10 protein-coding genes are annotated in these 13,302 nt (G+C 71.9%); 8 read left to right on the top strand and 2 right to left on the bottom strand.

Features of this window, described 5'->3' with window-relative positions; translation table 11 throughout:
* Positions 1-143: 143 nt before the first annotated feature.
* A complete protein-coding gene (locus ACRDSK_RS05495; RefSeq protein ID WP_431438827.1) occupies positions 144-506 on the bottom strand; it encodes a GntR family transcriptional regulator in 363 nt (120 codons plus the stop codon).
* A gap of 71 nt (positions 507-577) precedes the next feature.
* Between ACRDSK_RS05495 and ndk the strand changes: the two genes are divergently transcribed.
* The 6 genes from ndk to ACRDSK_RS05465 all read left to right on the top strand — a co-directional run bounded on the left by ndk (position 578) and on the right by ACRDSK_RS05465 (position 7,433).
* Entirely contained in the window at positions 578-985 is a 408-nt protein-coding gene (ndk, locus tag ACRDSK_RS05490) for a nucleoside-diphosphate kinase (RefSeq protein ID WP_431438826.1), read from the top strand.
* A 19-nt stretch (positions 986-1,004) separates the two neighbouring features.
* The gene (locus ACRDSK_RS05485; RefSeq protein WP_431438825.1) at positions 1,005-2,732 is read left to right on the top strand and encodes a toll/interleukin-1 receptor domain-containing protein; all 1,728 of its coding nucleotides are present in this window, start codon (positions 1,005-1,007) and stop codon (positions 2,730-2,732) included.
* Between the two features lie 40 nt (positions 2,733-2,772).
* On the top strand, positions 2,773-3,699 hold the full coding sequence (locus tag ACRDSK_RS05480) for an ABC transporter ATP-binding protein (protein ID WP_431438824.1): 927 nt from the start codon (positions 2,773-2,775) through the stop codon (positions 3,697-3,699).
* On the top strand, positions 3,699-4,517 hold the full coding sequence (locus ACRDSK_RS05475; protein ID WP_431438823.1) for an ABC transporter permease: 819 nt from the start codon (positions 3,699-3,701) through the stop codon (positions 4,515-4,517). Before ACRDSK_RS05480 ends, ACRDSK_RS05475 begins: the two co-directional genes overlap by 1 nt.
* 142 nt (positions 4,518-4,659) lie before the next feature.
* The gene (locus tag ACRDSK_RS05470) at positions 4,660-5,487 is read left to right on the top strand and encodes an ABC transporter permease (RefSeq protein ID WP_431438872.1); all 828 of its coding nucleotides are present in this window, start codon (positions 4,660-4,662) and stop codon (positions 5,485-5,487) included.
* A gap of 32 nt (positions 5,488-5,519) precedes the next feature.
* The gene (locus tag ACRDSK_RS05465; protein WP_431438822.1) at positions 5,520-7,433 is read left to right on the top strand and encodes a TIGR03960 family B12-binding radical SAM protein; all 1,914 of its coding nucleotides are present in this window, start codon (positions 5,520-5,522) and stop codon (positions 7,431-7,433) included.
* A gap of 302 nt (positions 7,434-7,735) precedes the next feature.
* Here the strand turns inward: ACRDSK_RS05465 and ACRDSK_RS05460 are convergent, their stop codons facing one another.
* Positions 7,736-9,223 (bottom strand): S8 family peptidase, encoded by a 1,488-nt coding sequence (locus ACRDSK_RS05460; RefSeq protein ID WP_431438871.1) that lies wholly within the window; start codon positions 9,221-9,223, stop codon positions 7,736-7,738.
* Positions 9,224-9,474: 251 nt separating this feature from the next.
* On the opposite strand from ACRDSK_RS05460, the gene ACRDSK_RS05455 reads away from it, so the two are divergent.
* A complete protein-coding gene (locus ACRDSK_RS05455; protein WP_431438821.1) occupies positions 9,475-10,221 on the top strand; it encodes a TIGR03936 family radical SAM-associated protein in 747 nt (248 codons plus the stop codon).
* Between the two features lie 257 nt (positions 10,222-10,478).
* The coding region (locus ACRDSK_RS05450; protein ID WP_431438819.1) for a translation initiation factor IF-2 N-terminal domain-containing protein at positions 10,479-13,302 on the top strand (2,824 nt) is incomplete at its 3' end.

Below are 13,302 nucleotides of genomic sequence, written 5' to 3'. Positions count from 1 at the left end.
TAGACTGGAAAACAGGGGGACCCCTCGCGGTTGTCCACAACTCGCTCGACCATCCACAGATATTCGCCGAGCGGCGCACGCCCACCAGAATCGTCAGTGTCCGCCCGTAGACTGGAAATCGGGGGCCGGAGGCCAAGCCTGGGCTACCTGAGTGCGGCGCGGACGACGTCCAGCGCCTCCCCGACTCCGATGCCCAACGCATGCGCGGTAGCCGCGTACTCGGCGGCCGCCTGCCGAAGCGCCACCCGACTCCGCTCACCCAGCGCACTCACGAACGTCCCCGCCCGACCCCGAGTCTCGACCAACCCGGCCTCCTCGAGCTCGCGATAGGCCCGAGCCACCGTGTTGGCCGCGAGGCCGAGCTCGGTGGCGAGCCCGCGGACGGTCGGCAGCCGGGTGCCGACGGCGAGCGTGCGGTCGCTGATCTGGCGGGCGAGCTGGGAGCGGACCTGCTCGAACGGGGGCAGCGACGAGCCGGCGTCGATCGTGATCAGGGAGGCGGGCACGGCCATCACGGTAGCGGTCGCCTGGCGGACGCTAGGCTGCGCCCGAAACCCCGGTTCAACAGAGGAGTGTCGTGAGCGAGCGTACGTTGGTCCTGGTCAAGCCGGACGGCGTCAGCCGTGGCCTGGTCGGCGAGGTCATCTCCCGGATCGAGCGCAAGGGCCTGACGCTGGCCGCGCTCGAGCTGCGGAACGTCGAGCGCGCGGTGGCCGAGCAGCACTACGCCGAGCACGCCGGCAAGCCGTTCTACGAGTCGCTGCTCGAGTTCATCACCGGCGGTGCGCTGGTGGCCATGGTGGTCGAGGGCGAGAACGCGATCTCCGCGTTCCGGCAGCTGGCCGGCGCCACGAACCCGGTCCAGGCGAACACCGGCAGCATCCGCGGCGACTTCGCGGTCGAGGTCCAGTACAACATCGTGCACGGCTCGGACTCCCCGGAGTCGGCCAAGCGCGAGATCGACCTCTGGTTCCCGGGCCTGTGAGCTGACCTCGCACCGCGCCATGGGCGTGCCGAGGGAGGGCGTCGAGATTGCGTTGGGGCCTGACGGCGGGATCTTCGTCAATTACCGGCAGGTCGATCACGCCCTGTTCGTCGCCGCGCTGCAGGAGCGGTTGGCGCGTCACTTCGGCGAGGACAAGGTCTTCTTCGACACCCGGTCGATGCGCCCCGGCGAGGTTTACCCGGGTGCCCTGCGCGCGCGGCTGACCGGCGTCGACGTCCTGCTGGCGATCATCCATCCCACCTGGGAGCAAGAGGTTGTCGCCCGCGCCGGGGAGCAAGACTGGGTGCGGGAGGAGATCGCGACCGCGCTCGGCTCGGGCAGGACCACGGTGCTTCCCGTACTGCTCAACGATACGATCCTGCCCGGCAAGGTGGACCTGCCCGAACAGCTGCACGGCCTGCTGCTGCGGCAGGTCTGTCGCATCCAGTGGCGGACGTTCGAGCGGGACCTGGCCTACCTGATCCGGGCACTGGAGACCATGGTCGCCCGCGCCTGGCAGCCGCCGCCGGACCCGCCGCCGCACCGCCGGCGGCCGATCTGGGCCGGCCGGATGCGCCTGCTCGGCGCGCTGGTCGCGCTGCTCGGGCTGGCGTTGCCGCCGGTTCTGACCGTGGTCGCCGATCCGGTGGCCCCTGGGGCGGCGTTCAACCTGCTCGCGGCGTTGGCCCTGGTATCGGTCATCTTCGCGGTGAGCGGCTTGATCGTCGTCGCGGCCTGGCCCGCCGTGTTGGCGGCCTCGCGCCACTCCACCCGGGCTCTGCAGGTCGACGGCTCGGCCCGGCGCCTGTTCGGCCTGGTCCTCATGCTCGGCGTGCCGCTGGTGGTCCTGCTGCTGTTCGGCGTCCCGTTCGCCGTGCGGCAGTCCGACCCAACGGAATCGGTGCTGATGCTGGCCCTCGCCTGCGTGCTCGGGGTCGTGGCCGTCGGCATCGTCGTCCTGCGCTTTCCGCCCGACGTGTCGCTGTGGCCGCCGAGCCGACCGGTCACCCTCGACGAGGCCTCGATCCGGCAGGGGCTGGCCGTGCTGCGCGAACAGCTGGCCGATCCGCAGGCCGACGCCAGCCGCGAGCACCGCGACCAGGTGCACTGGCTGCACACCGAGCTGGCGCGCCGGCTGGCCGAGCTGCGTGAGCTGCCGAGCCGGCCGCGGGCAGAGTGGCTTCGCACCGAGCACGCGCGAGGCCTCGTGGGCGTGATCGCGTGGATCGCCGGCACTACCGGGTTCGCGCTCGCCGCCGCGGTCGTGCTCGGCGAACCGGCGTGGTACCTCCTGCCTGCCGGCATCCTGGGCGGCAGCGTCGCGATCGGCGCGGGCATGCTGGCGCTGTTCCACCGGGGTACACGCCGGAGTTGGGTGGCGCTCGCCGGCGAGATGGCGGACACGCTCGATGCGCTGCGCCCCGCCCTGCCACCGCTCGACGGCGAGCCCCGGCTGTGGCTCGGCACACCGGAGAACGCCGCGGCCGTCCCGCGTGGCAGTGAGATCACGCTGCGAGTGTTCGCCCGCGCGGGTACGCGGGTCCGGGTCACGTTCGGTCACGACAGCGGCGCGGTGGCAGAGGCCGTCACGGTGCCGCCCGGCTTTCGGGCGCACTGCGACGTGCCGTTCGACACCGGCCGGCTGCCCGCCGGACCCGTCGAGGTCACGGCTGTCTTCACCACGCCGGACGAGGTCGCGACGGTCACCCGGACCGCGGCAGTCCTGGACATCACGCCGGGTGCGTAATCCCGTTCGCGTTGTCGGTGGGTCCCTCTAGTCTGCGGACGTGGGAGACGACGGCGCACTGGTACACGCGAAGGACCTGGAAAAACGCTTCGGCGACTTCGCCGCGGTCCGCGGCATCGACGTCGAGGTGCGGCGCGGCGAGGCGTTCGGCTTCCTGGGGCCCAACGGCGCCGGGAAGTCCTCGACCATGCGCATGGTCGGCTGCGTGTCCCCGCGCTCCGGCGGCGAGCTGCGCGTGCTCGACATGGACCCCGACCGGGACGGGCCGCGGATCCGTGCCCGGCTCGGGGTGGTCCCGCAGCAGGACAACCTCGACTCCGAGCTGACGGTCCGGCAGAACCTGCACGTCTACGGCCGCTACTTCGGCCTGTCGAAGTCCCACGTCCGCGCCAAGGCGGCCGAGCTGCTCGACTTCGCCCAGCTCACCGAGCGCGCCGAGGACGAGGTCGAGCCGCTGTCGGGCGGCATGAAGCGTCGGCTCACGATCGCCCGCTCGCTGATCAACGACCCCGAGCTGATGCTGCTCGACGAGCCGACCACCGGCCTCGACCCGCAGGCCCGCCACCTGCTGTGGGACCGCCTGTTCCGGCTCAAGCAGCGCGGCGTCACGCTCATCGTCACCACCCACTACATGGACGAGGCCGAGCAGCTCTGCGACCGCCTCGTCGTGATGGACGGCGGCCGCATCGTCGCCGAGGGCAGCCCGGCCGAGCTGATCGGCCGCTACTCCACCCGCGAGGTCCTCGAGCTGCGCTTCCCGCCCGGAGACACCACCGAACACCCGCTCGACGGGCTCGCCGACCGGATCGAGGTCCTGCCCGACCGCGTCCTGCTCTACGCCCGGGACGGCGAGGCCGTCCTCGCGGCCGCGCACGCCCGGGGCGTGCGTCCGGTGTCGAGCCTGGTGCGGCGCAGCACGCTGGAGGACGTGTTCCTGCGGCTGACCGGACGGACGTTGGTGGACTGATGTCTACAGTGGACACTCCGGTACGGAGCACCGGTCAGGCGCTCGGCACGGTGCGGGCGGCGCTGATCGTCGTCGAGGGCATGTGGACCTGGTACAAGCGCAACTGGCGGGCCACGGTGGTGTCCAGCGTCGTGCAGCCGGTGCTGTTCCTGCTCGCGCTCGGGTACGGGCTCGGCACCCAGGTCCAGCCGACGGCGGCGACCGGGGGCATGGAGTACGTCGTGTACCTGGCGCCCGCGCTGCTCGTCGTGACGGCCGTGCAGATCGCCGCGTTCGAGTCGACCTACCCCGTGCTGTCGGCGTTCAAGTGGCAGCAGACCTATCTCGCGATCGCCGCGTCACCGATCTCGCCCGCCCAGATCTGCGCCGGCCAGCTCAGCTGGGTCGCGATCCGGCTGTTCACCTCGGGCGCGGCGTACCTGCTGGTCGCGGGCCTGCTCGGCACGCTGACGGGGCCAGGCGTGCTGCTCACCCTGGTGATCTCGGTGCTCACCGGGCTGGCCTTCGCGGCTCCGGTCGTCGCCTACTCGGCCACGATCGAGACCGAGGGTCAGCAGTTCCCCTCGATCTTCCGGTTCGTCGTGATGCCGATGACGCTGTTCGCCGGCGCGTTCTTTCCGATCGAGCAGCTGCCGGCCTGGCTGCGACCGCTCGCCTGGGTCACGCCGATCTGGCACGGCACCGAGGTCGGTCGCGACGCCGCGTTCGGCTCGCTGAGCTGGGGTCCGGCGCTCGGCCACGTCGCGTTCCTGGTCGCGGTGACGGCGATCGGGGTGTGGTTCGCGGTGCGCAACTTCCGTCGGAGGCTGGCCCGGTGAGCGAGCTTGCGAGCGAATCAATGTCACAGAGCGAGCTTGCGAGCGAATCAATGTCACAGAGCGACCGCGAGCGGCTCGACCGAGCCTGCGAGGGGGAGTCGTGAGCGAGCTTGCGAGCGAATCGTCGGCGCGGACCGACACGTTGGAGACGGTCGAGGCAACGCCGCGGGTGGGCCTGCTGCTGCGCGTGCTGCCGACCGGGCTGTACGCGGGCCGGGCGCGGGTGCTCGTCGAACGATCGTGGCTGGTCAACCGCCGTGCGTGGCTCGCCGTCGTCTCGGGGTTCTTCGAGCCGGTGTTCTACCTGTTCGCGATGGGCGTCGGGTTCGGCAAGCTGGTCGGTGAGGTGGCCGGGCCCGGCGGCGAGCCGATCGGCTACGTGGCGTTCGTGGCGCCCGCGTTGCTGGCGGCGTCGGCGATGAACGGCGCGGTGTACGACGCGACGTTCAACATCTTCTTCAAGTTCAAGTACGCCAAGCTCTACGACGCGATGCTGGCCACCCCGCTCGGCCCGCTGGACGTGGCGATCGGCGAGATCGCGTGGGCGCTGCTGCGCGGCGGGATGTACGCGGTCGGCTTCCTCACGGTGATGCTGGGCATGGGCCTGATCGCCTCCCCGTGGGCGCTGCTCGCGCTGCCGGCGGCGCTGATGATCGCCTTCTCGTTCGCGGCGATCGGCATGGCGTGCACGACCTTCATGCGCTCCTGGCAGGACTTCGACCTGATTCAGCTCGCACTGCTGCCGATGTTCCTGTTCTCCACCACGTTCTTCCCGCTGAGCGTCTACCCGGAGCCGGTGCAGGTAGTCGTCCAGTGCCTGCCGCTCTACCACGCGATCGAGATCATGCGCGGCCTGTGCACGGGCTTCGTCGACGTCTCGATGCTGGGCCACCTGCTGTACTTCGTCGTGATGGCGGCGATCGGGGTGGTCGTGGCGTCGCGCCGGCTGGGCGCGCTGCTGCTGCGCTGACGGAAGGGCGTGCGAGTTAGGCTGGGGACACTATGGAGTCCGTCTTCCCGATGCTCGAGCCGTTGCTGCCGAGGGTGTCCAAGCCGGTCCAGTACGTCGGCGGGGAGCTCAACTCGACCGTCAAGGACTGGGACGCCGCCGCCGTGCGCTGGGCTCTCATGTACCCCGACGCGTACGAGGTGGGCCTGCCCAACCAGGGCGTCATGATCCTCTACGAGGTGCTCAACGAGCAGCCCGACGTGCTGGCCGAGCGCACCTACGCGGTCTGGCCCGACCTCGAGGCACTCATGCGCGAGCACGGCGTGCCGCAGTTCACCGTCGACGGGCACCGGCCGGTCGGCGCGTTCGACCTGCTCGGGGTCAGCCTCGCGACCGAGCTCGGCTACACGAACCTGCTCACCGCGCTCGACCTCGCCGGCATCCCGCTGCACGCCGCCGACCGCACCGAGGACCACCCGATCGTGCTCGCCGGCGGGCACGCCGCCTTCAATCCCGAGCCGATCGCCGACTTCGTCGACGCGGCCGTGCTCGGCGACGGAGAGGAGGCGGTTCTCGAGATCACCGAGCTGGTGCGCCGGTGGAAGCAGGAGGGCTCGCCGGGCGGCCGGGACGAGATCCTGACCCGACTCGCGGAGACCGGCGGCGTGTACGTGCCGCGGTTCTACGACGTCGGCTACACCGACGGCGCGCTCGACCCGGTCACGCCCAACCGCGACCGGGTGCCCGCCACGATCGCCAAGCGCACCACGATGGACCTCGACGCGTGGCCCTACCCGAAGCAGCCGCTGGTGCCGCTCGCGGAGAGCGTGCACGAGCGGATGAGCGTGGAGATCTTCCGCGGCTGCACACGGGGTTGCCGGTTCTGCCAGGCGGGCATGATCACCCGGCCGGTGCGCGAGCGGTCCATCGAGGGCATCGGCGCGATGGTCCACAAGGGACTCGAGGCGAGCGGCTTCGAGGAGGTCGGCCTGCTCTCGCTGTCCAGCGCGGACCACTCCGAGATCGCCGAGATCACCAAGGGCCTCGCCGACCGGTACGAGGGCTCGCAGACCGGCCTGTCGCTGCCGTCGACACGGGTCGACGCGTTCAACATCGACCTCGCGAACGAGCTGTCGCGCAACGGCCGGCGCTCCGGGCTGACATTCGCGCCGGAGGGCGGCAGCGAGCGGATTCGCCGCGTCATCAACAAGATGGTGTCCGAATCCGACCTCATCCGCACCGTCAGCGCCGCCTACGCGGGCGGCTGGCGGCAGGTGAAGCTGTACTTCATGTGCGGCCTGCCGACCGAGACCGACGACGACGTGCTGCAGATCGCCGCGATGGCCCAGGAGGTCATCCGCGCCGGCCGGGAGGCCAGCGGCCGCAAGGACATCCGCTGCACGATCTCCATCGGCGGGTTCGTGCCCAAGCCGCACACGCCGTTCCAGTGGGCCGCCCAGTGCGACCCCGACACGGTGGACGACCGGCTGCGCAAGCTCCGCGAGGCGGTCAACTCCGACCGCCGGATCGGCCGCAACATCGGCATGCGCTACCACGACGGCAAGCCGAGCCTCATCGAAGGCCTGCTCTCCCGCGGCGACCGGCGCGTCGGCCGGGTCATCGAGCGGGTCTGGCGCGAGGGCGGCCGCTTCGACGGCTGGAGCGAGCACTTCTCCTACGAGCGCTGGACGTCCGCGGCCGCCGCGGAGCTCGAGCCGCTGGGCGTGAGCCTGGCGTGGTTCACCACCCGCGAGCGCGCCGAGGACGAGGTCCTGCCGTGGGACCACCTCGACTCGGGCCTGGACAAGGCCTGGCTGTGGGACGACTGGCAGGACGCCCTGGACGGCCGCGAGCTGGAGGACTGCCGCTGGACGCCGTGCTTCGACTGCGGCGTCTGCCCGGCGATGGGCACGGACATAGAGATCGGCCCAACAGGCCGCAAGCTCCTGCCGCTGACCCCGGTCTAGCGCCGCTGGTTCGCCGCCCGGCCCGCCCGACGCGCGCCCAACAGCCCGGCCACGGCCCGGCCAAATTCGAGGAACGAGTCCGGGGCCGGCGGCGGGCCACACATCAGGGCAGGGGCGCCAGCCCCTGCCCGCAATGCCCTGCCCTCAGGGCGACGGAGGCTCGCGGGTCAAGAGGTCGCCAACGACAAGGACCAGCGCCGGAACAGATGCGACCTCTTGAGGCGTGAGTCGGAGCCCGTAAAATCCGCCGTCGGCCCCGGACTCTCATCACCCGCAGGCCCGAAGGACCTCCACGGCCAGACCTAGTTCCCCGACGACTCGGACGCGGACTCGGTGGACGCGGCCTCGGACACCGCGGACTCCGCGTCGACCATGCCGTGCCCGTAGAACCCGTTGTACGGCGCGTAACCGTCGCAGTAGGCGTCCTGCGCGCCGGTGTCGTCCAGGTCGTAGTCGGCCGGGCAGGGGACCGACTCCGCCTGGTCGGTCAGCATCCGCGTCAGCTCGGGCGGCGACGCCTCCGGGTGCTTGCCCGCGAGCAGGGCCGCCACGCCAGACACGTGCGGCGTGGCCATCGACGTGCCGCAGTACCGGTCGTACCCGCCCGGCACGGTCGACAGCACGCACGCCGGTTTCGCCGACGGGGCCGCCCCGGGCGCCGACGATCCGCGCGGCTCGCCGCCCGGCGCGGTCACGTCGATCACCCCGAGCCCGTAGGAGCTGTAGCCCGCCTTGAGCTTGTCCGGGCCGGTCGCCGACACCGCGACCACACCGCGCAGCCCGGCCGGCAGGACCTTGCAGCCTCCGTCCAGCGTGCGGCGCTCCATTCCGGACGCGCTGGGACCGCCGGCCGTCTGTCCACTCGGGTCGGACAGGTCCGCGCCCTCGTTGGTGGCCGCGGCGACCGTGAGCGTGCCCTGCCGCGTCGCGTAGTCGACCGCGCGCCGCACCGCTTCGAACACCACGCGCTCGCTGTTTCGGTTGCACGTCATCAGCCACGGGTCGACGAAGTAGCTGTTGTTCGTCACGGCCATCTCGTTGACCGTGGCCCACATCAGCCCGCACACGGCGTACTCGGGGAAGATGAACCCGTCGTCGTCGACCACCTTGACCGATGCGATCCGCACGCCGGGCGCGACGCCCGCGACACCACGCCCGTCGTCGGCGGCCGCGATCGTGCCCGCGACGTGCGTGCCGTGCGGCGACCCGGTCGGCTCCCACGCCGTGCGCGCCCGAACGGCCACTCCGGACAGACAACCGGCCGACAGCGCGGGATCCAGTGCCTTGCGCAGGTCCGGGTGGTTGGGGTCCACACCGGAGTCCAGCACGCCGACCACGACGTCCTTGCTGCCCTTGTCGATCCGCCGCGAGCGGTCCGCGTGGATCAGGTCCATGTCCCACTGCTCACCGGTGCGGTCCATGGTGGACACCGCCGTCGGGTCCCCGGTCACCTGTGCCTGCGTGGAATCCGTCTCGTCGGACTTGCGCGGCCCCTGCTGCAGGCGCATCACCCGCTGCGCGCTGAACGCCCGGTCGGTGCCGATCCGGTGCGGGAAGCGGGAATCGCGGGATGTGGCCACCGCGACGCCGATCTGGGGGTAGTACCCGGACAGTCGACCGCACGCGGCAGAGATCTCCTTGCCCGCGGCGCGCTGTGCGATCCCGGTGTCGAACAACACCAGGTAGCGCAGCTTCGGCAGGGTGTCGGAACACGCGGGCGGTTCGTCGGGCGGCTGTGCGCTCGCCACCACGCCGGTCGTGACCAGGTTCGCAGCGAGCACCACCGCCATGACCGCTGCCACCGATACTCGGCGCAGCGAAGGCACGGGTGACCTCCAGTTGTTTGGCGGCCGGTCCGGGACACCGGCAGTCCAATGTCCGGACGGTAGCCACTAGGTCCTGACCAGACAAGCGCGAAGGCGGAATTGGACCTGCGGGTACCGTGCCAGCAGGCGCGTCCGAACACCACCGGAGTAGCCACAACCCACCAGAAGGAGTAATCCTGACCAGGCAGGACCGGCCCAACCCGTCCGCACCCGCGGTGCGCAAGCTGCGGCTGCGCTACGCCAAGCGTGGCCGGCTCCGCTTCACGTCCCATCGCGACATCGCGCGTGCCTTCGAGCGGGCGCTGCGCCGGGCGCACGTGCCCATGGCGTACTCGCAGGGCTTCAACCCGCACCCGAAGATCTCCTGGATCGGCGCCGCGCCGACGGGGGTGGCGAGCGAGGCCGAGTACGTGGAGATCCAGCTGGTCGAGGCCGTCGAGCCGGCGGAGCTGGTCGCGATGCTGGACGGCGCCATGCCGACCGGCCTGGACGTGCTCGAGGCGGTCGTGGCCGGCGGCGGTGACTCGCTGGCCGATCGCGTCGAGGCGAGCCGGTGGCGGATCGAGCTCCCGGGCGTGTCGCCGGCGCAGCTGCGCGCGGCGGTCGAGCCCACGCTCGCGGAGCCGGTCGTCGAGGTGGAACGCCTGACCAAGCACGGTATGCGCACGATCGACGCGCGTGCCGCGATCGTGTCCGCCACGGTGAGCGACACCGGTCTCGACGAGACCCACCTATCGGACCCGGGACCCGCCACCCCGCCGTGTGGGATACTCGACGTGGTCGTTCGGCAGACAACACCTGCCGTTCGCCCGGACGACGTGCTGAGTGCGCTTCGCGTCGTCGCCGCTCTGGAACCGCCGGTGCCCGCGAAGGCGACCCGGATGGCCCAGGGACGGCTCGACGACGGCGGAGGTTTGTCCGACCCGTTGGCCCCAGACCGGGCGAATCACCCGGCGGGCTGACGGCTCGGACGGAAGCTCGGGGAGCGGGACCGCTCGGAGCGACGTTGAGACTGACCTGCCGTGACCGGCCGGCGAGCACTGCCCGGCGGCCGCACGGCGAGAGGCGAGGATTCCCGCCGCCCCGCGGCGGAACGACAACTGGCGGCACCGGAGGAGCACGGTGCAGCCGAACAACGAGGCCCTCGTGCGGCCGCGTCAGCGAAGGGTCGGTGCCTGCCACCGACCCTGGCGGACGCGCCCGGGGGCGAAGGAGCTACATGTCGGAAAAGACGACCCCCGCCGGGAAGACCGGCGGGGATGACACCGCAGCCATCTCCGCCGCACTGGCCGAGCTGCCTGCCCGAATCCGCATCCACGCGCTGGCCAAGCTGCTCGGCCGCAACAGCCGCGAGGTCCTGGCCGCGGTGACCGAGGCCGGGGTGACCGGCCGGAGCGTGCAGTCGAGCATCGACAAGGAGGTCGCGCTCAAGGTCGCCGAGTCGTTCGGCGTCCCCGCCGCCTCCGCCGAGGAGGAGTCGGCCACCGAGCCGGCGAAGGCGTCCGCCCAGTCGGCCCGCGCGATTCCGCCGACGCCGGTGTTCGCGTCCGCGGCGCCGTTGTTCCGCCCGCCCGAGCCGCCGGCGGCACCGCCGCCCGCGCCGCGTCGGGCCGAGCCAGAGGACGTCGAGGACGAGGACACGACAGACGACGCGGCGGACACCGACGACGACGGCGACGACTCGCGGCCGCGCCGCAGGCGGGGCCGCCGGGGCCGAGGCCGGGGCAAGGGCGGCCAGGGCGAGGACGACGGCGACGACCGTCCCGACGACGACACGGACAAGCCGGGCAAGGCGGAAAAGTCCGAAAAGGACGACAAGCCCGACAAGCCCGAAAAGTCCGAGAGGTCCGACCGCCGGCGCGGCAGGGGCAAGGCCGAGAAGAGCGAGGAGGCCGACGCCGAGGACGACACCGACGAGAACGACGACTCCGACTCCGCGAGCAGGCGCCGCCGCCGGCGCCGGCGGCGCAAGGGCGGCGCGGACGACGAGGGCGGCCCGACCGAGGGCGATCCGCCCAACACGGTCGTGCACGTCCGCGAGGCGCGCGACGACAAGGACAAGCCGGAGTCCGACGGCCGCGACGAGGTGCGCAGCGTGCGCGGCTCGACCCGGCTGGAGGCCAAGCGCCAGCGGCGCCGCGACGGCCGGGAGGCGGGCCGTCGGCGAGCGCCGATCCTGTCCGAGGCCGAGTTCCTCGCCCGCCGCGAGGCGGTCGACCGGGCGATGGTCGTCCGCGAGCGCGGCGACCGGGTGCAGATCGGCGTGCTCGAGGACGGCGTGCTGGTCGAGCACTTCGTCACCTCGTCGGGCACCGGCTCGCTGGTCGGCAACGTCTACCTCGGCCGCGTGCAGAACGTGCTGCCCTCGATGGAGGCGGCGTTCGTGGACATCGGGCGCGGCCGCAACGCCGTGCTGTACGCCGGCGAGGTCGACTGGGACGCGGCCGGCCTCGAGGGCAAGGCCCGCAAGATCGAGCAGGCGCTGTCCACCGGCGACAGCGTCCTGGTCCAGGTGACCAAGGACCCGGTCGGGCACAAGGGCGCCCGGCTGACCACCCAGATCTCCCTGCCCGGCCGGTTCCTGGTCTACGTGCCGGGCGGCGGGGCGACGGGCATCTCGCGCAAGCTGCCGGAGAACGAGCGGCGGCGGCTCAAGGACGTGCTCAAGCGGGTCGTCCCCGAGGACGCCGGCGTGATCATCCGCACCGCGTCGGAGGGCATCAGCGAGGACGAGCTCGGCCGCGACGTGCGCCGTCTGCAGGCACAGTGGCAGGTCATCCAGGACAAGACGCAGGGGACCAACGGCACCAAGCGGGTCAGCGCGCCCGCGCTGGTCTACGAGGAGCCGGACCTGCTGGTCAAGGTCGTCCGTGACCTGTTCACCGAGGACTTCTCGGCCCTCGTCATCGAGGGCGCGGGCGCCTGGGAGACGGTCGACGCCTACGTCCGCCACGTCGCGCCGGAGCTGGCCGACCGGGTCCGCAAGCACGTCGGCTCGAAGGACGTGTTCGCCGAGTACCGCATCGAGGAGCAGCTGCTCAAGGCGCTCGACCGGAAGGTCTGGCTGCCCTCGGGCGGGTACCTGGTGATCGACCGCACCGAGGCGATGACCGTCATCGACGTCAACACCGGCAAGTTCACCGGGTCGGGCGGCAACCTCGAGGAGACGGTCACCCGCAACAATCTGGAGTCCGCCGAGGAGATCGTGCGCCAGCTGCGGCTGCGGGACATCGGCGGCATCATCGTGATCGACTTCATCGACATGGTGCTGGAGTCCAACCGGGACCTGGTGCTGCGCCGGCTCACCGAGTGCCTGGGCCGCGACCGCACCCGCCACCAGGTCGCCGAGGTCACCTCGCTGGGCCTGGTGCAGATGACGCGCAAGCGGGTCGGTACGGGCCTGCTCGAGGCGTTCGGCACCACGTGCGAGCACTGCAAGGGTCGTGGCGTGATCGTGTCCACCGAGCCGGCGGGCAAGGCGGCCGGGGCCAACGGCTCCGGTGGCTCCGGCGGCTCGAGCGGTTCGGGTGGCGGGCGCCGCTCCCGCGGCCGCGGCGAGGACAAGGAGGCGAAGGAGGCGAAGGAGGCCGCCGCGAAGGAGGCGGCGGCCAAGGAGGCGGCCAAGGCCGTCCGCGACATCGCCAAGGCGACCACCAAGGCCAACGGCGACTCGCACACCGACGACTCCGACGACTCCGACGCCGTGTCGTCAGCGGCCTCGGAGTCGGCCTCGGAGCCGGCCGCGCCGCCGGTCAACCGGTCCCGGCGCCGCTCGCGTCGCAGTGCCGGCGAGCCGAGCGCCGCGGTCGAGCCGGCCGAGCCCGCCGTGTCGACCGTCCCGGCCGGCACGGAGAGCTTCACCCGGTCGAGCGACCACAATGGCGGGGAGCCCGAGCAGGCGAACGGCCGCACTCCCGACGCCGAGCCCGTCCCCGACCAGGCCGAACAGCCTGTCGAGGCGGATTCCTCGGAGCCGGAGTCCGCGACCGTGGCCGCCGTGAAGACGCCGCAGCGGCGGCCGGTGCGGCGGGGCGCGTCCCGGC

Origin of the sequence: Actinophytocola sp., from assembly GCF_050699915.1 — a bacterium.
Lineage (GTDB): Bacteria > Actinomycetota > Actinomycetes > Mycobacteriales > Pseudonocardiaceae > Actinophytocola.
This window is presented reverse-complemented; position numbering and strand designations above follow the sequence as displayed.